17 protein-coding genes and 1 tRNA gene are annotated in these 23058 nt (G+C 69.8%); 4 read left to right on the plus strand and 14 right to left on the minus strand.

Annotation, left to right across the window (positions count from 1 at the left end; translation table 11 throughout):
- Positions 1–10: 10 nt before the first annotated feature.
- The 5 genes from uvrC to coaE all read right to left on the minus strand — a co-directional run bounded on the left by uvrC (position 11) and on the right by coaE (position 8529).
- Positions 11–1870 carry an excinuclease ABC subunit UvrC gene (gene uvrC / locus GY24_RS00445; protein ID WP_104473851.1) on the minus strand — a complete coding sequence of 620 codons (1860 nt, stop codon included), beginning with the start codon at positions 1868–1870 and terminating at the stop codon, positions 11–13.
- Positions 1871–1884: 14 nt separating this feature from the next.
- Entirely contained in the window at positions 1885–4794 is a 2910-nt protein-coding gene (gene uvrA, locus GY24_RS00450; protein WP_104473852.1) for an excinuclease ABC subunit UvrA, read from the minus strand.
- A gap of 758 nt (positions 4795–5552) precedes the next feature.
- A complete protein-coding gene (locus GY24_RS00455; RefSeq protein WP_133161073.1) occupies positions 5553–5837 on the minus strand; it encodes a hypothetical protein in 285 nt (94 codons plus the stop codon).
- Complete coding sequence (gene uvrB / locus GY24_RS00460) at positions 5830–7896, minus strand: excinuclease ABC subunit UvrB (RefSeq protein WP_083363854.1); 2067 nt, start codon at positions 7894–7896, stop codon at positions 5830–5832. The genes GY24_RS00455 and uvrB overlap by 8 nt, the downstream gene beginning before the upstream one ends.
- 9 nt (positions 7897–7905) lie before the next feature.
- Positions 7906–8529, minus strand: a complete 624-nt coding sequence (coaE, locus tag GY24_RS00465) for a dephospho-CoA kinase (RefSeq protein ID WP_104473854.1) — start codon at positions 8527–8529, stop codon at positions 7906–7908.
- A 31-nt stretch (positions 8530–8560) separates the two neighbouring features.
- Between coaE and GY24_RS00470 the strand changes: the two genes are divergently transcribed.
- On the plus strand, positions 8561–9169 hold the full coding sequence (locus tag GY24_RS00470; protein WP_104473855.1) for a DUF4126 domain-containing protein: 609 nt from the start codon (positions 8561–8563) through the stop codon (positions 9167–9169).
- Here the strand turns inward: GY24_RS00470 and GY24_RS00475 are convergent.
- The 6 genes from GY24_RS00475 to GY24_RS00500 all read right to left on the minus strand — a co-directional run bounded on the left by GY24_RS00475 (position 9123) and on the right by GY24_RS00500 (position 15921).
- Positions 9123–9875 (minus strand): class I SAM-dependent methyltransferase, encoded by a 753-nt coding sequence (locus tag GY24_RS00475; RefSeq protein ID WP_104473856.1) that lies wholly within the window; start codon positions 9873–9875, stop codon positions 9123–9125. The two genes, GY24_RS00470 and GY24_RS00475, sit on opposite strands and share 47 nt — an antisense overlap.
- Before the next feature lie 102 nt (positions 9876–9977).
- On the minus strand, positions 9978–11432 hold the full coding sequence (gene rpsA / locus GY24_RS00480; protein WP_104473857.1) for a 30S ribosomal protein S1: 1455 nt from the start codon (positions 11430–11432) through the stop codon (positions 9978–9980).
- Between the two features lie 127 nt (positions 11433–11559).
- Positions 11560–12648, minus strand: a complete 1089-nt coding sequence (locus tag GY24_RS00485; RefSeq protein WP_104473858.1) for a DUF2207 domain-containing protein — start codon at positions 12646–12648, stop codon at positions 11560–11562.
- The gene (locus GY24_RS00490) at positions 12645–13610 is read right to left on the minus strand and encodes an epimerase (RefSeq protein ID WP_104473859.1); all 966 of its coding nucleotides are present in this window, start codon (positions 13608–13610) and stop codon (positions 12645–12647) included. The genes GY24_RS00485 and GY24_RS00490 overlap by 4 nt, the downstream gene beginning before the upstream one ends.
- Entirely contained in the window at positions 13607–14239 is a 633-nt protein-coding gene (locus GY24_RS00495; RefSeq protein ID WP_233279117.1) for a DUF4166 domain-containing protein, read from the minus strand. Before GY24_RS00495 ends, GY24_RS00490 begins: the two co-directional genes overlap by 4 nt.
- Positions 14240–14244: 5 nt before the next feature.
- Entirely contained in the window at positions 14245–15921 is a 1677-nt protein-coding gene (locus tag GY24_RS00500) for a DUF885 domain-containing protein (RefSeq protein ID WP_104473860.1), read from the minus strand.
- A gap of 113 nt (positions 15922–16034) precedes the next feature.
- On the opposite strand from GY24_RS00500, the gene GY24_RS00505 reads away from it, so the two are divergent.
- Complete coding sequence (locus GY24_RS00505; RefSeq protein ID WP_104473861.1) at positions 16035–17285, plus strand: amidohydrolase; 1251 nt, start codon at positions 16035–16037, stop codon at positions 17283–17285.
- A 53-nt stretch (positions 17286–17338) separates the two neighbouring features.
- Here the strand turns inward: GY24_RS00505 and polA are convergent, their stop codons facing one another.
- Positions 17339–20017, minus strand: a complete 2679-nt coding sequence (polA, locus tag GY24_RS00510) for a DNA polymerase I (protein ID WP_104473862.1) — start codon at positions 20015–20017, stop codon at positions 17339–17341.
- A gap of 68 nt (positions 20018–20085) precedes the next feature.
- Here polA and GY24_RS00515 point away from each other — a divergent pair, with 68 nt between their 5' ends.
- The gene (locus GY24_RS00515) at positions 20086–20514 is read left to right on the plus strand and encodes a hotdog fold thioesterase (RefSeq protein ID WP_104473863.1); all 429 of its coding nucleotides are present in this window, start codon (positions 20086–20088) and stop codon (positions 20512–20514) included.
- A 94-nt stretch (positions 20515–20608) separates the two neighbouring features.
- On the opposite strand, the gene GY24_RS00520 is transcribed toward GY24_RS00515, so the two are convergent.
- Entirely contained in the window at positions 20609–21214 is a 606-nt protein-coding gene (locus GY24_RS00520) for an ANTAR domain-containing response regulator (RefSeq protein ID WP_067227073.1), read from the minus strand.
- A 38-nt stretch (positions 21215–21252) separates the two neighbouring features.
- Here GY24_RS00520 and GY24_RS00525 point away from each other — a divergent pair.
- Positions 21253–21333: transfer RNA gene (locus tag GY24_RS00525), tRNA-Leu, on the plus strand.
- A 44-nt stretch (positions 21334–21377) separates the two neighbouring features.
- Here the strand turns inward: GY24_RS00525 and GY24_RS00530 are convergent.
- Positions 21378–22955 carry an AMP-binding protein gene (locus GY24_RS00530; protein WP_104473904.1) on the minus strand — a complete coding sequence of 526 codons (1578 nt, stop codon included), beginning with the start codon at positions 22953–22955 and terminating at the stop codon, positions 21378–21380.
- Positions 22956–23058: the final 103 nt, after the last annotated feature.

Genomic DNA, 23058 nt, shown 5'->3' on the forward strand with positions numbered 1-23058 from the left:
TCGGAGCCGTTCAGGCGCGCAAGTGCCGATAGATCGCCTGTGCGAGGGTGGGGCCGACCCCGCGGACCTCGGCAATCTGCTCCTCCGTGGCCTGTTTGAGCTGTGCGACGGAACCGAAATGCTTGAGCAGCACCTTCACCCTGGCCGGCCCGAGACCGGGCACCTCGCCCAGAACGGAGCCGATGTCGCGTTTGCGGCTGGCCCGCTGGGCGGTGATCGCGAAGCGGTGCGCCTCGTCGCGGATGCGCTGGAACAGGAACAGGGCGTCGCTGTTGCGCGGCAGGATGACGGGATACTCGGAATCGGGCAGCCAGATCTCCTCGAGGCGCTTGGCGATGCCGCAGAGCTGGATTCCCTGCACGCCGGACTCCCGGAGCGCCCGAGCGGCGGCCTCGACCTGCGGCTGGCCGCCGTCGACGATGAGCAGGTTCGGCGGGTAGCTGAACTTGCGCCGCTTCTCGCCGCCCTCCGCTGCCTCCGGCTCCGGCTCCTCGCGCAGGTAGGCCAGGCGCCTGCTCAGCGTGCGGTAGATGGAGTCGGTGTCGTCGGTGGACTCCGGGATGTTGAAGCGCCGGTACTGGTCCTTGCGCGGCAGGCCGTCCTCGAACACGACCATGCTGGCGACGATGTTGGTGCCGCCGAGGTGCGAGACGTCGTAGCACTCCATCCGCAGCGGCGCCTCCGTCATCCCGAGCGCCTCCTGGATGTCTTCGAGGGCCTTGGACCTGGCGGTGAAGTCGGAGCTGCGCCGGGTCTTGTAGAGCATCAGCGAGTGGGCGGCGTTCTGGGTGGCGGTGGCCAGCAGCGCGGCCTTCTCGCCGCGCTGGGCGGCCCGCACCCCCACCTTGGCGCCGGCGAGGCCGCGCAGCCACTCCTCGAGGGCCTCCGAGTCCTCGGGCAGCTCTGGCACCACGATCTCCCGGGGCGGCGGGTTGGACTCGTTGTAGACGGTCTGCACGATGGAGTCGACGAGCTCGCCCATGGAGGCGTCCAGACCCTTGTCGACCATCCAGCCGCGCACACCGCGGATGCGCCCGCTGCGCACCACGAACTGCTGCACGGCGGCGGCCAGCTCGTCGTGCACGATGCCGAACAGGTCGATGTCGACGGAGTCGCGCAGCACGACGGCGCTCTTCTCCAGCACCGCCTCGAGCGCGAGCACCTGGTCGCGGCGCTTGGCGGCCAGTTCGAAGTTGAGCTCGGCGGATGCCGCCTTCATCTCCTGGGTGAGCTCGTTGATGAGCTTGCGGTCCTGGCTGCCCATGAAGCTCACGAAGCGCATCACGATCTTGCGGTGCTCCTCGATCGTGACGAGGCCGGAGCAGGGGCCGAAGCAGCGGCCGATCTGCCCGGCGAAGCACGGCTTGCCGGAGAGCATGGCCCGCTTATAGTCGGAGTCCTTGCAGGTGCGGATCGGGAACGCCTTGAGCATCAGCTCGATGGTGTCGTAGACGGCCCAGACCTTCGGGTACGGCCCGAAGTAGCGGGCGCCCTTGATGCCGGTGGTGCGGGTGACGAGGGCGCGCGGCGCCTCATCGGCCAGGGTGACGGCGAGGTAGGGGTAGGACTTGTCGTCCTTGAACATGACGTTGAACGGCGGGTCGAATTCCTTGATCCAGGTGAACTCGAGCTGCAGCGCCTCGACCTCACTGCCGACGACGGTCCACTCGACGCTGGTGGCGGTGGTCACCATCCGCCGGGTGCGCTCGTGCAGGCTCTCCAGCGGCGCGAAGTAGTTACTCAGCCGGGCCCGCAGGTTCTTCGCCTTGCCGACGTAGAGCACCCGCCGGTTGGCGTCGCGGAACCGGTAGACGCCCGGCTCGGTGGGGATCTCCCCCGTCTTGGGCCGGTAGCTCAGAACGTTCGCCATCGCCGCCGCCCGGGCTAGCCTGCGGCCACGGCGCGGTGCTGGGAGCGCTGGGGTGCGGCATCCGCTGCGAGCACCTCTTTCAGGAAGACGCCGGTGTGGCTCTTCTTGTTGGCGGCGACCTGCTCTGGCGTGCCGGTTGCGACGATCTTGCCGCCGCCGGAGCCGCCCTCCGGGCCGAGGTCGATGACCCAGTCGGCGCTCTTGATGACATCGAGGTTGTGCTCGATGACGATGACGGTGTTGCCCTTGTCGACGAGGCTGTTCAGCACGATGAGGAGCTTCCGCACGTCCTCGAAGTGCAGGCCCGTCGTCGGCTCGTCGAGCACGTAGACGCTGCGACCGTTGGAGCGCTTCTGCAGCTCGGTGGCGAGCTTGACGCGCTGCGCCTCACCGCCGGAGAGGGTGGTGGCGCTCTGGCCGAGGGTGACGTAGCCGAGGCCGACCTCGACGAGGGTCTTCAGGTAGCGGTGGATCGCCGAGATGGGCTCGAAGAACTCGGCCGCCTCGCTGATGGGCATCTGCAGCACCTCGGCGATGTTCTTGCCCTTGTAGTGCACGGTGAGGGTGTCCCGGTTGTAGCGCGCGCCGTGGCAGACCTCACAGTCGACGTACACGTCGGGCAGGAAGTTCATCTCGATCTTGATCGTGCCGTCGCCGGAGCAGGTCTCGCAGCGGCCGCCCTTGACGTTGAAGCTGAACCGGCCGGGCAGGTAGCCGCGGGTCTTCGCCTCGATCGTCTCGGCGAACAGGGTGCGGATGCGGTCGAAGACGCCCGTGTAGGTGGCCGGGTTGGAACGCGGGGTGCGGCCGATCGGCGCCTGGTCGACGTGGATCACCTTGTCCAGCTGCTCGAGCCCGGTCACCCGGGTGTGCTTGCCCGGCAGCTTGCGGGCGCCGTTGAGCTTGTTGGCGAGCACCCGGTAGAGGATGTCGTTGACGAGCGAGGACTTGCCGGAGCCGCTGACCCCGGTGACGGCGGTGAAGGTGCCGAGCGGGAACTCGGCGCTGACCTTGCGCAGGTTGTTGGCCTGGGCGCCGACGACCTTGATCTGGCGCTCCGGGTCGACCGGGCGCCGGGTGTGCGGGGTGACGATCTGGCGCCGTCCGGCCAGGTAGTCGCCGGTGAGCGAGCGGGTGTTCGTCAGCAGGTCGTCGTAGGAGCCGGAGTGCACGACGCGGCCGCCGTTGACGCCGGCGCCGGGTCCGATGTCGACGATCCAGTCGGCCGTGCGGATGGTGTCCTCGTCGTGCTCGACGACGATGAGCGTGTTGCCGAGGTCGCGGAGTGCAACGAGCGTCTCGATCAGGCGGCGGTTGTCGCGCTGGTGCAGGCCGATGCTCGGCTCGTCGAGCACGTAGAGCACGCCGGTCAGGCCGGAGCCGATCTGGGTGGCCAGGCGGATGCGCTGGGCCTCGCCGCCGGAGAGCGTCGCGGCGGCGCGCGCCAGGTTGAGGTAGTTGAGGCCGACCTTGACGAGGAAGTCGAGGCGCAGCTTGATCTCGCGCAGCACCTGGGCGGCGATGGCCTGCTCGCGCTCGGTCAGTTCCAGCTTGTCCATGAAGCTGCGGGCATCCGTGAGGCTGAGCTCACAGACATCCGCGATGCTCTCGCCGTGGATGTGCACCGCGAGCACCTCGGGCTTGAGCCGCTTGCCGTTGCAGACCTGGCAGGCGACCTCGCGCAGGTACTCTGCCCAGCGGGCGCGCTGGTTGTCGGTCTCGGCCTGGGCGTACTGCCGCTCGATGTAGGGCACGACGCCCTCGAAGCCGGAGGTGTAGCTGACCTCGCGGCCGTAGCGGTTCTTCCACTTGACCTTGACCTCGAAGTTGTCGCCGTTCATGACGGCGGAGCGCACGGTCGCGGGCAGCTTCGCCCACGGGGTGGTCAGGTCGAAGTCGAGGTCGCGGGCGAGGCCCTCGAGCAGCTTCTCGTAGTAGCTGAACAGGCCCTTGCCCTGGGTGGTCCAGGGCAGGATGACGCCCTCGGCGATGCTGAGCTCCGGATCGCCGAGCAGCAGGTCCTCGTCGACCGACATCCGGGTGCCGAGGCCGGAGCACTCCGGGCAGGCGCCGAACGGGGCGTTGAACGAGAAGGTGCGCGGCTCGATCTCGGTTAGCTGGATCGGGTGGTTGTTCGGGCAGGAGAGCTTCTCCGAGAACGTCTGCCAGGCCTCATCGCCCTCCTTGTCGACGAAGTTGATCTTGACGAGGCCGTCGGTCAGGCGCAGCGCCGTCTCGAGCGAGTCGGTGAGCCGGCTGAGCAGCTCGGGGTCGGCGACGAGGCGGTCCACGACGACGGCGATGTCGTGCTTGATCTGCTTCTTCAGGGTGGGCGGGTCGGAGAGCTGGATCTGCTCGCCGTCGACGATGGCGCGCGAGTAGCCGCCGGCCGCCAGCTCCTTGAACAGGTCGACGAACTCGCCCTTCTTCTGCGAGACGACGGGGCTGAGGATCTGGTAGCGCGTTCCCTCGGCCAGCTCCATCAGCTGGTCGGCGATCTGCTGCACGGTCTGGCTCTGGATCTTCTCGCCGCAGACGGCGCAGTGCGGCACGCCGACACGGGCCCAGAGCAGGCGCATGTAGTCGTAGATCTCGGTGATGGTGCCGACGGTGGAGCGCGGGTTGCGGTTGGTCGACTTCTGGTCGATGGAGACCGCCGGGCTGAGGCCCTCGATGAAGTCGACGTCGGGGCGGTCGACTTGGCCGAGGAACTGGCGCGCATACGCGCTCAGCGACTCGACGTAGCGGCGCTGCCCCTCGGCGAAGATCGTGTCGAAGGCCAGTGAGGACTTGCCGGAGCCGGAGAGCCCGGTGAAGACCACGAGCGAATCGCGCGGGATCTCCAGGTCGACATTGTGCAGGTTGTGCACGCGGGCACCCTGAACGCTCAGCTTGGACGTGGATTCGACTCGAGAAACTGACACCAGACAAGTCTAGGAGACACACGGCGCATTCGAAGACTCGTTCTACAAGCTGGTGGCGAACATACAGCCAGCGCGTGGGCGCCGACCCCGCCGCGTCGAGCGGCACTCCTGCCGAGTGGGCCTGTCGAGATCCCGGCTTCGACCGGCGGATGCAGCAGTGTGCCCCACTTCGTGCTGCTCTGCGCCACATGATGTGGCGCGGAAGGCCACGAAGTGGCGCTGGGCGAGGGCCGGGGCGGCGGCGCTTCGGACGCCGCCCGCCGACGCATCAAGCGGGGGCTTCCGCACAGTGTGGCGTCCTCGTATCGTGCAGAAGCCCCCGCTCGGCGCGCCGATAGCGTGGGCCTCCGTCGCCGGCGCTCCCTGGAAACCAACGGGCCGCGCGCCAGTCACCGGCCGCAGCCGCAGTGTGCGCCCACTTCGTGCTGCTCTGCGCCACATCATGTGGCGCGGACGGCCACGAAGTGGCGCTGGGCGAGGGCCGTGGCGTCAGCGCCTCGGACGCCGCCCGAGGACGCATCAAGCAGGGGCTTCCGCACAGTGTGCCGTCCTCGTACCGTGCAGGGGTCCCTCGGCGCGCCGACAGCGTCGGCCTCCGTCGCTGGCGCTCCCTCGAGCCAACGGGAATCTGGCCGGCAGCCAGCGAGGTCGCGGACGGGGTCTCGATACGGCGCTGGCGCGCCTACTCGACCAGCGGGAGGGGCCGCGCCGCGGGACGAGCAGCGCAGCGCCCGAAGCCCGGGAGCCGACGGGCGGCGCTAGCGGGAGGGCGGCAGGGTGATTCGGACCGGGCCGGCGCCGAGGGGGCCGTCGCCCGGGAGGGGCGCCGGGGCGGGCAGCTCCTGCTGCGCCTCCCAGACGAGGTGCGCCTCGTGGGTCTGCGGCCGGAACACCTCGTCGACGACGCCCAGCATGCCGCCGCCCGCGCTCCGCCGCCGGCGCTTCCGCTCGGACGCGGCGAGCCGTGGCCCCAGCAGCGGCCACAGCAGGAAGCCCGCCAGGAGCACCCCGGCGAGCACCAGCAGCGGAGCGGGATCAGTCAAGGTGGCCGGCCTTCTCCATCTGGCGCAGCTCCCGCTTGATCTCGGACAGCTCATCGCGCAGGCGCGCGGCCAGCTCGAACTTCAGCTCGCCGGCGGCCTGCAGCATCTGCTCGTTGAGGTCGGCGATGAGCGACTCCAGCTCGTTGCCGCCGGCGGAGGCGATGCCCTCACGGCGCAGGTTCGGAACCGGGGACTTCTTGCGCCCCTCGCGGCCGGCCAGCAGCTCGGCGGTGTCTGCCTCCTCGCGGGCCAGCACGTCGGTGATGTCGGCGATGCGCTTGCGCAGCGGCTGCGGGTCGATGCCGTGCAGCTCGTTGTACGCGACCTGCTTCTCGCGCCGCCTGGTGGTCTCCTCGATGGCCTTCGCCATCGAGTCGGTGACCCGGTCGGCATACATGTGCACCTCGCCGGAGACGTTGCGGGCGGCACGCCCGATCGTCTGGATGAGGGAGGTCGCCGAGCGCAGGAAGCCCTCCTTGTCGGCGTCGAGGATCGCCACGAGCGACACCTCGGGCAGGTCGAGGCCCTCACGCAGCAGGTTGATGCCGACGAGCACGTCGTAGACGCCCTGGCGCAGCTCGGTGAGCAGCTCCACCCGGCGGAGGGTGTCGACATCCGAGTGCAGGTAGCGCACCCGCACGCCGGACTCGGTGAAGAAGTCGGTGAGCTCCTCGGCCATCTTCTTGGTGAGGGTGGTGACCAGCACGCGCTCGTCCTTGGCCGCGCGGATGCGGATCTCCTCGAGCAGGTCGTCGATCTGGCCCTTGCTCGGCTTCAGCACGATGGCGGGGTCGACGAGGCCGGTCGGGCGGATGATCTGCTCCACGACGCCGTCGGCGATGGCCATCTCGTACTTGCCCGGCGTGGCGGAGAGGTAGACGGCCTGGCCGACGCGGTTCTTGAACTCGTCGAACTTGAGCGGCCGGTTGTCCAGCGCACTCGGCAGCCGGAATCCGTGCTCGACCAGGGTGCGCTTGCGCGAGGAGTCGCCCTCGTACATGGCGCCGATCTGCGGCACGGTCACGTGGGACTCGTCGATGACGACGAGGAAGTCGTCGGGGAAGTAGTCGAGCAGGCAGTGCGGGGCCTCCCCCACCGCCCGCTGGTCAATGTGCCTGGAGTAGTTCTCGATGCCGGAGCAGAAGCCGATCTGTTCCATCATCTCCAGGTCGAAGTTGGTGCGCATGCGCAGCCGCTGCGCCTCCAGCAGCTTGCCCTCGCGCTCCAGCTGGGCCAGCCGCCACTCCAGCTCCTCGCGGATCGTGACGATGGCCTTCTGCATCACCTCGGTGCTGGCGACGTAGTGCGACCCCGGGAACACGGCGACGGAGTCGAGCTTGCGCACGACATCGCCGGTGAGCGGGTGCAGCGAGTACAGCGCCTCGATCTCGTCACCGAACATCTCGATGCGGATCGCCAGCTCCTCGTACACGGGGATGATCTCGATGGTGTCGCCGCGCACCCGGAAGTTGCCGCGGGAGAAGTCGATGTCGTTGCGCTGGTATTGCATCGAGACGAACTTGCGCACCAGGGCATCGCGGCCGATCTTCTGGCCGACCTGGAGGGCGACCATGGCGTTCATGTACTCGTCCGGCGTGCCGAGGCCGTAGATGCAGGAGACGGTGGAGACGACGATGACGTCGCGCCGGCTGAGCAGCGAGTTGGTGGTGGAGTGCCGGAGCCTCTCCACCTCGGCGTTGACCGAGCTGTCCTTCTCGATGAAGGTGTCGGTCTGCGGGACGTACGCCTCCGGCTGGTAGTAGTCGTAGTAGGAGACGAAGTACTCGACGGCGTTGTGCGGCATCAGCTCGCGGAACTCGTTGGCCAGCTGCGCCGCCAGCGTCTTGTTGTGGGCGAGCACGAGGGTGGGGCGCTGCACCGCCTCGACCAGCCAGGCCGTCGTCGCCGACTTGCCCGTTCCGGTGGCGCCGAGGAGCACCACGTCGGTCTCGCCGGCGTTGATGCGCGCGGTCAGATCGGCGATGGCGCCGGGCTGGTCACCGCTCGGCGTGTAGTCGCTGACGACTTCGAAGGGGCGGACGGAGCGGGTGGGTTCCATGCCCCAAGTCTACGGACGCCCGCCGACACCGCGCTCTGCTTGAATCTGCAGCCAGAGGTCGTCGACCTGGCTCATGGTGTGGGCGAGGGTGCCATCGGCGTCGATCACGACGTCGGCGACGGCGCGGCGCTCCTCGTCGCTGGCCTGCGCCTCGACCCGGGCGACGGCGTGGGCGGGGTCGAGCCCGCGCTCCTCGACCAACCGGGCGACACGGGTCTTCTTCGGCGCCTCGACGACGACGATCTTGTCGAAGCCCTCCCCGGCCCGGCCGGCCTCGACCAGCAGCGGGATGTCGTGCACGATGACGACGTCGGGGTCGGCCGCAACGGCCTCCGCCTTCATCTTCTCGCCGAGCTCGCGCACGGCCGGGTGCACGATGGCGTTGAGCGTGTCGCGGGCCGCGTCGTCGTGGAAGATGATCGCGCCGAGCTTCTCCCTGTCCAGGCTCCCGTCGGCGCGCAGCACCTGATCACCGAAGGCCTCGCAGATGGCGGCGAGGGCCGGCGTGCCCGGCTCCACGGCCTTGCGCGCGAGCACGTCGGCATCCACCAGCACGGCGCCGTGTTGCACGAGACGGCGGGCCACCGTCGATTTGCCCGAGGCGATTCCGCCCGTCAAGCCGATGAGATACATATTCACACCTTATCCGTGCCAGACTCTGCGCATGCTGGAGTTGTTGACGGGGACCGCCCTGGCGGCATCCGCCGGATTGAATGCCTACGTCCCGTTGCTGCTGATCGGGCTCGGCGCGCGGTTCACCGGGCTGGTCGAGCTGCCGGCGAACTGGGCCTGGTTGCAGAACGAGTGGGTGCTCGGCATCCTCGCGGTGCTCCTGGTGGTGGAGGTCCTCGCCGACAAGGTGCCCGGGCTGGACTCGGTCAACGACATGCTGCAGACCGTCATCCGGCCGACCTCCGGCGGGCTGGCATTCGGCTCGGGCACGACGGCGACCACGGTGGCGATCACGGACCCTGCGGCCTTCTTCAGCTCGAATCAGTGGGTCCCGATCGCCCTGGGCGCCGTCATCGCCCTCGGCGTGCACCTGGTTAAGCTGTCGGTGCGGCCGATCGCCAACGCCCTGACGGCGGGGGCGGCGGCCCCCGTGCTCAGCGCCGCGGAGGACGTGAGCAGCGTCGTGCTGTCGGTGCTGGCGATCCTCGCGCCGCTCCTCGCGCTGCTGGCGATGGCCGGCGGCGTGCTGCTGCTGTTCCGCTGGCTGAGCCGGCTCAGGCGCTCGCGTCGGGCCAGGCCGCAGCCAGCCAGCATTCGGTGACGTAGGGCAGCAGGATCGTCTCCGCACGGGTCTCCGGGTGCGCATCGAGCACGCCCTCGACGCGGGCGAGCATGGCGTTCTGCTCGGCCGGGGAGGCGACCAGGTAGTAGCTGCGGGTGGTGGCGAGGCCGAGGATGCCGGCGCGCGTCGTCCGCTGGTTCCAGCGCGTGACTTGCCGCGCCAGCACGGTCATCCCCGCGCCGAGGGCCGGCGTGAACCCGGCTGCGTGCGCGCCCTGGTGCATGGCGGCGGAGAGCGCGGCCACCCACGGCACGGTGTCGTCGCGGCTGTTCCAGATGAGGCCGAGCCGGCCGCCGGGGCGGAGCACGCGCAGCACCTCGCGCGTCGCCTGCTGCTCGTCCACCCAATGCCAGGCCTGCGCGACGGTGACGAGGTCGACGCTGGAGTCTGGCAGCGGGATGCGCTCGGCGGTTCCGACGTGGGTGCTGAGCCCCGGCATCCGTTCGGCGGCGACTCGCAGCATGTCGGCGGACGGGTCGACGGCGGTGACGCGGTCGCCGCGCTCGCGGAGCTGCGCGCTCAGCTTGCCGGTGCCTGCGCCGAGGTCGAGCACGTCGAGGGGCGTGGACGAGCCGCCGCGCAGCCAGTCGACGCAGTCCCCCGGGTAGCCCGGCCGGTGCGCGTCGTAGCCGTCCGCCCCGTGCCGGAAGGAGTCTGCGTGCTGTTGGAGGCGGCCGGACTGCATGCCCCCAGCATAGGCAACGCGGCGCGAGTGGGGACGCGAAAACGGGCCGGTCCCGAAGGACCGACCCGTTCACTGTCTCGCTAGAGAACGCCTAGCTGGTGACTAGTTGCCGCCGGAGAGCTTCTCGCGCAGAGCGGCGAGCGACTCGTCGTCGGCGAGGGTGCCACCACCGGTGGACTCGCTGGAGAAGGTCGAACCGGCCGCAGCGGCTTCGCCGGCAACGGCAGCCTCTTCGTTCGCGGTTGCAACCTGCTTCTTGTGAGCCTCCCAGCGAGCCTGGGCGGAAGCGTACTGCTGCTCCCACGCCTCGCGCTGGGTGTCGAAGCCCTCGCGCCACTCGTTGGTCTCCGGGTCGAAGCCCTCAGGGTACTTGTAGTTGCCCTGCTCGTCGTACTCGGTGAGCATGCCGTAGAGGGCCGGGTCGAACTCGGTGCCCTCGGGGTCGACACCCTCGTTGGCCTGCTTGAGGCTCAGCGAGATGCGGCGACGCTCGAGGTCGATGTCGATGACCTTGACGAAGACCTCGTCGCCGACCGAGACAACCTGCTCGGCGAGCTCAACGTGCTTGCCGGAGAGCTCCGAGATGTGCACGAGGCCCTCGATGCCCTCTGCAACGCGAACGAACGCGCCGAAGGGAACGAGCTTGGTGACCTTGCCCGGTGCAACCTGGCCAATGGCGTGGGTGCGGGCGAAGACCTGCCACGGGTCCTCCTGCGTTGCCTTGAGCGACAGCGACACGCGCTCGCGCTCGAGGTCAACCTCGAGGATCTCGACGGTGACTTCCTGGCCAACCTCAACAACCTCAGAGGCGTGCTCGATGTGCTTCCAGCTGAGCTCCGAGACGTGCACGAGGCCGTCGACGCCGCCGAGGTCCACGAACGCACCGAAGTTGACGATCGAGGAGACGACGCCCTTGCGGACCTGACCCTTCTGAAGGTTGTTCAGGAAGGTGGTGCGGCTCTCGGACTGCGTCTGCTCCAGCAGGGCGCGACGCGAAAGCACAACGTTGTTGCGGTTCTTGTCGAGCTCGAGGATCTTGGCCTCGATCTCCTGGCCGAGGTACGGCGTGAGGTCGCGGACACGGCGCAGCTCGATGAGCGATGCCGGGAGGAAGCCACGGAGTCCGATGTCAACGATGAGGCCACCCTTGACGACCTCGATGACCGAACCGGTGACAACGCCATCGGCGTCCTTGATCTTCTCAACGTCGCCCCACGCACGCTCGTACTGTGCGCGCTTCTTGGACAGGATGAGACGACCTTCCTTGTCCTCCTTCTGGAGAACGAGGGCCTCGACGGTGTCGCCAACGTTGACGACCTCGCTCGGGTCAACGTCGTGCTTGATGGACAGCTCACGCGAGGGAATGACGCCCTCGGTCTTGTATCCCACGTCGAGGAGAACCTCGTCGCGGTCGATCTTCACAACAGTGCCCTCGATGAGGTCACCGTCGTTGAAGAACTTCAGAGTCTTCTCGACCGCGGCGAGGAAGTCTTCAGCAGATCCGATGTCATTGATGGCGACCTGCTTGGGTGCCTTGGCGGTCGTTACGATTGTCATGTAGTAGATGCTCCAGTACGGACAAGTTCGGGCCACCCGCAGGGTAGAGCTGTGTGAAATCTGCGAGGGGCATACGGATAAATCGTCACAAACGTGACGTTCTAGCTTAGCCCGTCTTCGAGGGGGGTTACAAGTCGAGGCTCAGGGCTCCCAGGTCGATGTCGGGCAGCTCGATTCCGGCCAGCAGCGACAGGTCCACGTCGAGGCTGCGCAGCCCGTCCAGCAGCTCGACGAGGGGCAGGTCCAGGCCGAGATCGCCGAGGAAGCCGAGCGGCTGGACCCCGTCGATGGTGTTCAGGACGCCGGATGCCGTGAGCTCGCGGCGCTCGGTCTGCAGCTGTCTCGCCCACTCGCGTTCCAGGCCGAACAGCACCGCGAACGGCAGCAGCCTCTCGTTCAGCACGAGCGCCTCCAGCCGGCCCTCCGGTGTGTCGACAGGGCGGGTCAGGGCGCCGGCGGGCGACTGCAGGAAGCGCAGCCGGTCGGCCTCGGCCAGCGCGATGTAGTCGCGCAGCCCGGCGAGGTGGTCGCGCACCGCGAAGGAGGCTGCGGAGAAGCGCCGCAGTCGGGGCGGCGGCGTGAGCACGGCGACGGCGGCGAGCCCGAGCGCCCCGACGCCGCCCAGCAGCGCCACCGGGAGGCTCGGGGCCCAGATCAGGGTGAGCGCGTACAAGCCCAGTGCGGCGACGGCGACGCAGCGGATCAGGACGGCGGGCCAGCCGGCGTCCAGGAGGATGCCGCCTGAGGCCTTCAGCCGCGCGATCTCGGTGTCGACCACGCCGCGGACGGCGCGGCCGAGCTTCGCGTCGCGTCCGATCGCCCGGCGCGGGCGGATACGCCCGCGCTTCTGTCCGGGCTTCTGTCCGCGCGTCTGTCCGGGCTTCTGTCGGGGCGGGGCGCCGAACACGGCCACCAGCAGTGCGCGCTGCTGCGCGTCCAGCGGTGGCCCGTCCAGCAGCTCGACGCGGAGGCTGCCGCCTGCGGCATCCGGGGCCAGGAAGCGCACGTTCCCCCGCACGGCGAGGTGCACCAGCTCCGCCGCGGCGGCGCGGCGCTCGGTGCGGGTGAGAACGGCGGCCGTCACGATGCCCTGGCCGGGCGGCGGGGCGTACTGCGCGGTACGGCCGGGGCGGCGGCGCTGGCCGGCGCGCAGCAGGAGGGCCGTGGCCGCGAGGGCGGCGAGCAGGGCGAGCGCGCCGAGGCCGAGGGCGCTCATCTCGTGGCCCTCTCGGTCAGGATGTCGCGCAGCGCCGGCTCCAGCTCGGGGTGCTCGAAGCGGTAGCCGAGCCCGGTCAGGCGCTCCGGTGCCACCCAGCGACTCTTCAGCACGAGCTCCGTCTCGGTGCGGATCGCGGCCGACCCGAGCTCCAGCATCCAGCGGGTGGTGGGCAGCCCGATCGGCATCCGCACCAGGCGGCGGAGCGTTCCCATGAGCTCGGTGTTGTCGGAGGCGCCGGGCGCCGAGACGTTGAGCACGCCGGAGACCTCGGGCTGGGCCGCGACGAAGTCGATGATGTTGCCGACGTCCTCGATGTGCACCCAGCTGAAGCGCTGCCGGCCGGCCGTCGGCCGGTACTCGTGGAAGGTGCCCGCCGCACGCCGGCCGGCCGTGCCGAACCAGCGGCCGTCGCGCTGCGGGCCGCCGAGTCCGAAGCGGGCCAGGTTCACGAGCGGCAGCAGCGCGCTGCCGTCGCCGAGCACGATCGCCATGCGCAGGGCGACGCGGCGCGTGCCCGGCAGCTCCCGCGCGAAGAACGCGCGCTCCCAGGCGGTGGCGATGCCCACCGAGAAGCCGGTGCCGATCTCGCCCGTGCTCTCGGTCATGGCGCGGTCGTCGGCGTGCCTGTAGATGGTGGCGGTCGAGGAGTTGACCCAGAGCGGCGGCGGGCTCTGGCAGGCGGCGATCGCGTCGGCGAGCTGCCTCGTCGTCTCCACGCGCGAGCGCAGGATCTCGGCACGGTTGGCCGCCGTGTAGCGACAGTTCACGCTCTTGCCGGCGAGGTTGACGAGCAGGTCGGCCCCGTCGAGCAGCCGGCTGATGGCGGCGGGGTCAGTCCAGTCGGCGTCGGCGCCCCGGCGTCCGATCGTCTGCACGCTGTGCCCGGCCGCGCGGTAGCGCTCGCCCAGGTACCGGCCGATGAACCCGGACGCCCCGGCGATCACGATCCGCTTGGTCACGGGTGCCCCTCCCCCTGGCGGATCTCGTATCGGAACGAGCCGCCGTATTCGTACAGGGTACCGAGGAGGGGCGCCGTCATCGTCAGGGCGATGACCTGCCGCTCCTCGGCGTCGTCCCAGCGTTCGATGAGCAGCACGGTGGGTGCCAGGAACCCGGGGACGCGCAGGCGCAGCCGGCCGAGGCACAGGGTGACGCGGGTGGAGCGCAGCCGGAGGGCGCCGCCGGCGACGTCCGCCGCGAACTCGGCCTCGACGAGCCCGGCGTGCCCGAGCCGGTCGATGAGGCGCCCGCGGCCGTCCAGCCCGATCTCGTCGACCATCGCCCACTCGCCGCTGTGCAGGTGGAAGCGCCGGACGGCCCGGACGGTGTGGCGCTCACCGGGCTCGTTGCGCACCGTGAACGGCACATCGCGCTGCCAGCCGGCCAGGAGGATGCCCTGGCGGTGCAGAACCCGGAGGACGGGCCGCAGCCAGCGGCGCGGCGTGCCGGCCGTGTCGAAGACGCCGGCGCCCCAGCCGTGCCAGCCGGGCGGGATCGCGGCGAAATAGCCGCGCAGGCGCGGATGCAGCTCCTGCATCCGCTCCCCCAGCACCGCCTCGTACGGCGAGCTCTCCCCGGCCGGCCCCACCGGCGTCAGCGCAGCAGCGCCGACTTCAGCGTGTCGAGGCCGACACCGCCGAGGTCGAGGGCCCGCTTGTGGAACGCCTTGATGTCGAAGGTCGCGCCGGCGCGGGCGGCGGCCTCGTCGCGCAGCTGCTCCCAGATGCGCTGGCCGACCTTGTAGGAGGGCGCCTGGCCGGGCCAGCCGAGGTAGCGGTTCACCTCGAAGCGCACGAAGCCCTCGTTCATGTTGACGTTCTGGCTGAGGAACTCGAAGGCGTACTCGGCCGACCACGGCCCGTTGCCGTCCGGCCGCTGCTTGCCGAGGTGCACGCCGATGTCGAGCACGACGCGAGCGGCCCGCATCCGCTGCCCGTCGAGCATCCCGAGCCGGTTCGCCGGGTCGTCCAGGTAGCCGAGCTGCTCCATCAGGCGCTCGGCGTAGAGCGCCCAGCCCTCCGCGTGGCCGGAGGTGCCGGCCAGCTGCCTGCGCCAGGTGTTCAGGGTCGAGCGGTTGTAGACGGCCTGCGCCAACTGCAGGTGGTGGCCGGGGACGCCCTCGTGGTAGACGGTGGTGAGCTCGCGCCAGGTCTCGAACTCGGTGACGCCCTCCGGCACCGACCACCACATGCGGCCGGGGCGGGAGAAGTCGTCGGTGGGCGGCGTGTAGTAGATGCCGCCCTCCTGGGTGGGGGCGATCATGCACTCGAGCTCGCGGATCTGCTCGGGGATGTCGAAGTGCTCCCGGCCGAGCTCGGCGACGGCCCGGTCGCTGGTCTCCTGCATCCAGCGCTGCAGCGCCTCGGTGCCGTGCAGCTTCCGGCTGGGGTCCTTGTCGAGGAAGTCGATGGCCTCCAGCACGCTGGCGCCGGGCTTGATCTCCCTGGCGATGCTCTCCTGCTCGGCCGCCATCCGGGCCAGCTCCTCGACACCCCATTCGTAGGTCTCGTCGAGGTCGATCTTCGAGCCGAGGAAGTGCTCGGACGCCAGCGCGTAGATGTCGCGGCCGACGCCGTCGGCCTCGGTCGCGGATGCCGCCAGCTCCTGGGTGAGGAACTCGCTCAGCTTGCGGTAGGCGACGGCGGAGACACCGGCGCCCTCCGCCAGCTTGCGCGCCAGCGACGCCGGCAGCTCGCCCGACTCCAGGGAGGCGCCGGCGGTGAACTCGGTGAAGAAGCCGTTGTCGGCCCAGAGCCGGTCGGTCTGGGCCGCGACCTCGCGCACCTGCCGGACGGCGGGCGTGACACCCGCGGCGATACCGGCGCGCAGCGTCTGGATGTAGCCGTCGATGGCGTCGGGCACGGCCGCCAGCCGGGAGCTGATCTGCTCCCAGTCCTCGACCGTGGCCGTCGGCATCAGGTCGAACACCTCGCGGATCTCCTGCGCGGGCGACGCGATCACGTTGAGGTCGCGCAGGTGCAGCTGCGCGTCGGCGCTGCGCAGCTGCAGCTCCAGGGTCGCCCGCAGGTCGGTCTGGGTGACCTCGTCGACGGCGTCGACGGGCGCCGCGGCGTCCAGCTCGGCGATGACGCCGCGCGCGGCGGCGCTCATCGCCTCGTGCCCGGCCGGCGAGTAGTCGCCGAAGCGGCCGTTCACCTCGTTGCGGCCGATGTAGGTGCCGACGGTCGGTGCCAGCTCGACCAGGGTGTCGACCCAGCTCTCGGCGATCTGGTCGATCCCGGTGGGCGTGCGCTGAATGTCGTTGCTCATGCGTTCAGCCTAGAACAGGACCGCGTGTGCGTTCCGCTGCAGTGTGCGGGCGCTGGACAGTGGGATGCGGTTGACGTAGCGTGACGCGAAACCAACCAAGTCGAGGGATTCTCATGTGTCCAAAAGTGTTCGAAGAAGTCACCGTCAACCCGGCTCTCGCCGATCTCTACCGGGATCTGCACAGTCACCCGGAGCTCGGGTTCCAGGAGACCCGCACCGCGAACATCGTGGCGAACCGCTTGTCAGAGCTGGGCTACGAGGTGACGACCGGCGTCGGCCGGACCGGCGTGGTCGGCGTGCTCCGGAACGGTGACGGGCCGACCGCGCTGCTGCGGGCCGACATGGACGCCCTGCCCGTCAAGGAGGACACCGGGCTCCCCTATGCGAGCACCGTGACGGCCACCGATGCCAACGGCAAGACCGTCCCGGTGGACCATGCCTGCGGTCACGACCTGCACACCACCTGCCTGCTGGGCGCGGCGGAGGTGCTCTCCGCCGACCGCGCGAGCTGGGCGGGAACGCTGCTCCTGGTGTTCCAGCCGGCCGAGGAACTGGGCGCCGGCGCGCAGGCGATGGTCGACGACGGCCTGTTCCAGCGGTTCCCCGTGCCCGATGTGGTTCTCGGCCAGCACGTGGCGCCGCTGCCGGCCGGCAAGATCGCCGGCCACGCCGGGCCCTCGTACGCGGCCTCGGATTCGCTGCGCGTCCGCCTGATCGGCAAGGGCGCCCACGGCTCGATGCCCGAGGCATCGGTTGACCCGGTGGTGCTGGCGGCCGAGACGGTGCTGCGGCTGCAGACCATCATCTCCCGGGAGATTCCGAGCACGGCCACCGCGGTGCTCACCGTCGGGTCGATTCATGCCGGCGACGCCGCCAACGTCATCCCCGGCGAGGCCGAGCTGCAGTTGAACATCCGCAGCTACGACGCCCGCGTGCGCGAGCGCATCCTGAGCGGGGTGTCCCGCATCGTCTCCGGCGAGGCCGCGACGGCGGGCTCTCCGGAGCAGCCGACGATCACCGAGATCGAGCGGTTTCCCATCGTGGTCAATGACGCGCAGGCGCTCAGCAAGACCCTCAGCGTGTTCAGCGACTGGTTGGGAGCGGGCAACGTCATGGATCCCGGGGCGGGCTCGGGCAGCGAGGACGTCGGCGTGCTGGCGACGAGCTGCGGCGCCCCGCTCGCCTACTGGCTGCTCGGCGGGAGCGACCCGTCCTTGTTCACCACGGGCGACATGACCGACCCGGCCCTGCTCACCGTGCCGTCGAACCATTCCCCGCACTACGCCCCGGTGATCGATCCCACGCTGGGCATCGGCGTCACGGCGCTGGTGGCGGCCGCGCGGACCTGGCTGCCTTCCGCCTGAGCCGGCGCTGCTGGCCGCCTCAGCCTGGCCAGCCGCGCCGGGCGCGCACCCGGTTAGTGCGCGGCGCTGTCCCAGTTCGTTCCGTGGCCGAGCTGCACGTCCAACGGCACGAGCAGTTCTGCCGCACCGCCCATGCCGCCACGGACGATGCCCTCGAGTACCTCGGCCTCGCCGGGGGCGACCTCGAAGATCAACTCATCGTGCACCTGCAGCAGCATGCGGCTGCGCAGCTCCTGGGCGGCGATGTCGTTCTCGATGGCGATCATGGCGCGCTTCATGATGTCGGCGGCCGAGCCCTGGATGGGCGAGTTCAGCGCCTGGCGCTCCGCGGCCTCGCGGTGCACCCGGTTGGGGCTCGCCAGGTCGGGGAACGGCCGGCGGCGGCCGAACAGGGTGGTGGTGTAGCCGTCGACCTTGGCCTGCTCGACGACATGGCGCAGATAGTCGCGCACGGCGCCGAAGCGGGAGAAGTAGTCGGTCATCAGCTGCTTGGCCTCAGCCGTGTCGATGCGCAGCTGCTTGGACAGGCCGAAGGCGCTCAGCCCATAGGCGAGGCCGTAGGACATCGCCTTGACCTTGTTGCGCATGGCCGGGGTCACATCGGCCGGGTCGACGCCGAAGATGCGCGAACCGACGAAGCGGTGCAGGTCTTCGCCGGCGTTGAACGCCTCGATCAGCCCGGCGTCCTCCGAGAGGTGCGCCATGATGCGCATCTCGATCTGCGAGTAGTCGGCGGTGAGCAGGGTCTCGTAGCCGTCGCCGACGTGGAAGGCGGCGCGGATGCGACGGCCGTCCTCCGTGCGCACCGGGATGTTCTGCAGGTTGGGGTCGGTGGAGGCGATGCGGCCCGTGGCGGTGCCGACCTGGATGTAGTTGGTGTGGATGCGGCCGGTCGTGTCGATCGCCTTGTCCAGCGTCTCGACGATCTGGCGGAGCTTGGTGGCGTCGCGGTGCTCGAGCAGCAGGCCGAGGAAGGGGTGCGGGTTGCTCTGCTGCAGGTCGGCCAGCGCGCCGGCATCCGTGGAGAACCCGGTCTTGGTCGCGCGGGTCTTGGGCATGCCGAGCTGGTCGAACAGCACCTCTTGCAGCTGCTTGGGCGAGCCGAGGTTGACCTCGCGGCCGATCTCGGCGAAGGCCTGCGCGGCGATGCCGGCGGCGGTCTCGCCGAGCTCGGAGGAGAGGGCGGCGAGCTCGTCATGGCTGACGGCGACGCCGCGCAGCTCCATCTCGACCAGCACGGACAGGGTCGGCATCTCGATGTCGTCGAGCACACTGCGAGAGCCCGCGTCGAGCTGCTCGACGATCTGCGGGGTGACCCGCAGCGCGTACCAGGCCTCGACGGGGGCGCCGGAGGGCGCGCTGTCGTCGGGCACGAGTTGGTTGGCGTCCGGCTGCGGGACGGTCTCCTCCAGGTAGCGGGCCACGAGGTCGACGAGGGTCTTCTCCTGGCCGCCCGGGCGCAACAGCCAACCGGCGACGAGCGCGTCGGTGGCGAGGCCGGCGAAGGCGAGGCCCGAGCGGCGGATGGCCTTCAGCTGGCCCTTCGCGTTGCACATGATCTTGGGGGCGTCGCTGGCCAGCCACTCCTCGAACGGCGCGTAGTCGCTGCGGCCGGGGATCCAGGGCAGGCTGACCGTCTCGGTCTCGCTGGCGATGCCGAAGCCGATGGCCTGGCCGTCCAGCACCTCGACGCTCAGGCCGAGGCCGGCCGGGTGGGTGGCGGTGACGCGGTCGAGCCAGCCGCGCAGCTCCTCGTCGAGCAGCGTCTGCGCGGTGGGGGTCTGCGGGATGTCGGCGGCGGCCGCGGCGGCCTCGCCGCCGGCCGGGCTCTCAGCACCCTCGGCGATCTCCTGCTTGAGCACCCGGTCGAGCAGGCTGCGGAACTCGAGGCGGGCGAAGATGTCGCGCACCGCCTGCTCGTCGATCGGGCCGCGCTCCAGCTCGGGAACGGCGACCGGCAGCTCCAGGTCGGTGACCAGGCGGTTCAGCCGCCGGTTGCGGATGGCGTTCTCCTTCTGCTCGCGCAGGTTGTTGCCGACGACGCCCTTGATCTCGTCTGCGTGCTCGAGGATGCCGTCGAGGCTGCCGTAGAGGCCGAGCCACTTGACGGCGGTCTTCTCGCCCACCTTGCTGATGCCGATCAGGTTGTCGCTGGTCTCGCCGACGAGGGCGGCGACGTCCGGGTACTGCTCCGGGCGGATGCCGTAGCGCTCCTCGACGGCGGCCGGGTCGTAGCGCTTCAGCTGGGAGACGCCCTGCGTGTTCGGGTAGAGCAGCGTGACGTTGTCGTTGACCAGCTGGATGCTGTCGCGGTCGCCGGAGACGACGAGGACGCGGTAGCCGGCCTCGGTGCCGCGCACCGAGAGGGTGGCGAGGATGTCGTCGGCCTCGAAGTCCTCCTTCGTGATGGTCACGATGTTCATCGCGGCCAGCGCCTCCTGCAGCAGCGGGATCTGGCCGATGAACTCCGGCGGCGTCTCGCCGCGGGTGCCCTTGTACTCGGGGTACTCGCGGGTGCGGAAGGAGAAGCGGGAGATGTCGAACGCGACGGCGATGTGCGTCGGCTTCTCGTTCTTCAGCAGGTTGAGCAGCATCGAGATGAAGCCATGGATGGCGTTGGTGTGCTGCCCGTCCCTGGTCTGAAAACTGTCCACCGGGAGGGCGTAGAACGCCCGGAACGCCAGCGAATGGCCGTCGATGATGAGAAGGGTAGGCTTTTCTGAATCCGACACAGACACAGCCTACAAGCCAGCACCGACAGGGCGCGGGACTTCGTGGGCAACAGACTTCAAAGGTGAGCATGAGCGAGACTGAGACCGACGCCCTCGAGTGGGTCGTCCAGCGTGGAGTCGGCGCCCTCGCCGAGAAGATGGGCATCGAGTTCACCGAGTTCACCGTCGAGCGCTCCGTCGCCCGCATGCCGGTGGAGGGCAACACGCAGCCGGCCATGCTGCTGCACGGCGGCGCGTTCGTGGTGCTCGGCGAGTCGCTCGGCTCGATGGCGGCGAACCTCTGGGCAGGCCCCGGCCGCCTCGCCGTCGGCATCGAGATCAACGCCACCCACACGCGCTCGGCGACGGAGGGCTGGGTGACGGGCGTCTGCACGCCGATCCACCTCGGCCGCACCCTCACGACGCACGAGATCGCGATCAGCGACGAGCAGGGCCGGCGCTGCTGCACCATCCGCATCACGAACCTGATCAAGGACCTGCGCCCGAGCGCGGCTTAAACGCCGAGGAGCGGATGCCGTCGGCATCCGCTCCTCGAAAATTGAAGCGATCTCGATCCGGCCTGGCGGCCTCCTCGATCCGATCGCTACGCGATCACTTCTTGGCGCTGAGCTGCTCGATGATCGCCTGGGCGACGTCGTGCATGGTCAGACGGCGGTCCATGGACGCCTTCTGGATCCAGCGGAACGCCTCGGGCTCGGTGAGGCCCATCTTCTCGTTGAGCAGGCCCTTGGCCCGGTCGACGAGCTTGCGGGTCTCGAAGCGCTCGACGAGGTCGGAGACCTCGGCCTCGAGGGCGATGATCTGGGCGTAGCGGGCCAGGGCGATCTCGATCGCCGGCAGCAGGTCGTTCGGGGTGAACGGCTTGACGACGTAGGCCAGTGCGCCGGCCTCGGTCGCACGCTCGACGAGCTCCTTCTGGCTGAACGCGGTCAGCAGGACGACGGGCGCGATGTGGCCCTTGCTCAGGCGCTCGGCGGCGGAGATGCCGTCCAGCTGGGGCATCTTGACGTCCATGATGACGAGGTCGGGGCGCAGCTCGGTGGCGAGTGCGACCGCGGTCTCACCGTCACCGGCCTCACCGACGACCTCGAAGCCGGCGTCACGCAGGATCTCGACGATGTCGAGACGAATCAGAGACTCATCTTCTGCGACGACGACGCGGCGCGGTGGGGCTGGGGTGATGTCTGTGTCAGTCACAGCGTCAAGCCTACGGTATTCTGATCGAGGTCTTGTGCGCCGGTGTGGCGGAATGGCAGACGCGGAGCACTCAAAATGCTTTGTCGAGAGACGTGTGGGTTCGAGTCCCACCACCGGCACAACTCCCCCTGAAAGACCTGGTGGGCTGCGGAATACGCGCCCATCAGGAGTGCTCCCGCAGCTCGCGTCGGAGGATCTTCCCCGCACTGGATTTCGGGATCGCGGAGACAAAACGAACTCGCCTCACTTTCTCGTGCGGGGCGACGCGGGAGGCGACGAACGCGATCACCTCGTCCTCGGCGAGGCTCGCCCCCGGCTGCAGCACGACGAAGGCCTGCGGGATCTCCTGGCCGTCCTCGTCGGCGACGCCGATCACCGCGGCATCCGCGATGCCCGGGTGCTCCAGCAGCACCGCCTCCAGCACCGCGGGCGCCACCTGGTAGCCCTTGTACTTGATCAGCTCCTTCAGCCTGTCCACGATCCAGTGGACGCCGGTGGCGTCGACGGTGGCGAGGTCGCCCGTGTGCAGCCAGCCGTCGGCGTCGAGCGTCTCTGCCGTCGCCGCCTCGTTGCCGAGGTAGCCGGCCATCACCTGCGGGCCGCGCACCCAGAGCTCCCCCGGCAGGCTCGGCCCGGCGTCCGGCACGTCCACGTCGGCGCCCGTCTCCGGGTCGACGACGCGCGACTGCGTGTTCGGCAGGGCCAGCCCGACGCTGGAGCGGTCGATGTCTGGGCGGGTGTTCGGGATCACGTGCGTGGCCGGGCTGGCCTCCGTCATGCCGTAGCCCTGCGCCACGGTGCAGCCGAGCCGCGCGGCGACGGCGTCGGCGAGGGCCCCCGCCAGCGGGGCCGCCCCGGAGAAGACCACGTTGACGCTGGAGAGGTCGTAGTCGTCGACGAGGGGGTGCTGGGCGAGGGCCACGGCGATCGGCGGTGCGATGAACAGCCAGTTGCAGCGGTGCTCGCTCGTGATGCGGAGGAACTCGGGCAGCTCGAAGCGCGGCATGGTGACCAGCACGGCGCGCAGGGTGAGCGCGTAGTTCAGCAGCACGGTGAGCCCGTAGATGTGGAAGAACGGCAGCACGGCGAGCACCCGCTCGCCCCGCTCGACGCCGATCGCGCCGATGCCCTGGGCGACGTTGGCGACGAGGTTGGTGTGGGTGAGCATGACCCCCTTGGGGTGCCCGGTCGTGCCGGAGGAGTACGGCAGCACGGCGATCTGGGTGGCGGGGTCGAAGTGCAGCTCCGGCGGCCGCTCCCCCGCGCCGAGCAGCTCCCGCAGCGAGGGGTGCCCGTCGGCGCCGTCGAGGACGACGAGCCGCTCCGGCGGGATGCCGGCCGCCGCGGCGGCGGCCTCGGCTGCGGGCAGGAACGGCGACACGGTGAACAGCCAGCGCGCTCCGGAATCCCGCAGCTGGTTCTCGATCTCCCCCGCCGTGTAGAGCGAGTTGATCGTGGTGACGATGCCGCCGGCGCGCAGGATGCCGTGGAAGACGGTGGCGAAGGCTGGCACGTTCGGGCAGAGCAGGCCGACGACGGTGCCGAGCTCGACGCCGCGGGCGGCCAGCGCGCCGGCGAGGGCGTCGATCTGCCCGCGCAGCTGGCCGAAGCTGGTCTCGGCGCCGGTGACGCCGTCGATGATGGCGACCGCGGCGAGGTCCTCCTCGCTCAGGGCGCCGAACACCGACTCGTAGATGCTGACGGCGGGGATGTGCACTTCGGGCAGAACGCTTGCGGGCATCGTCGACTCCTGGACGTCGTTGTCGGTGGGGCTGGCCCACACACTACATCCGCGCCGCCCGGGAACGCCACAGGCCCGGCTCACGAATGAACCGGGCCTGTGC

Source organism: Microterricola pindariensis, assembly GCF_002936985.1.
Classification (GTDB): domain Bacteria; phylum Actinomycetota; class Actinomycetes; order Actinomycetales; family Microbacteriaceae; genus Microterricola; species Microterricola pindariensis.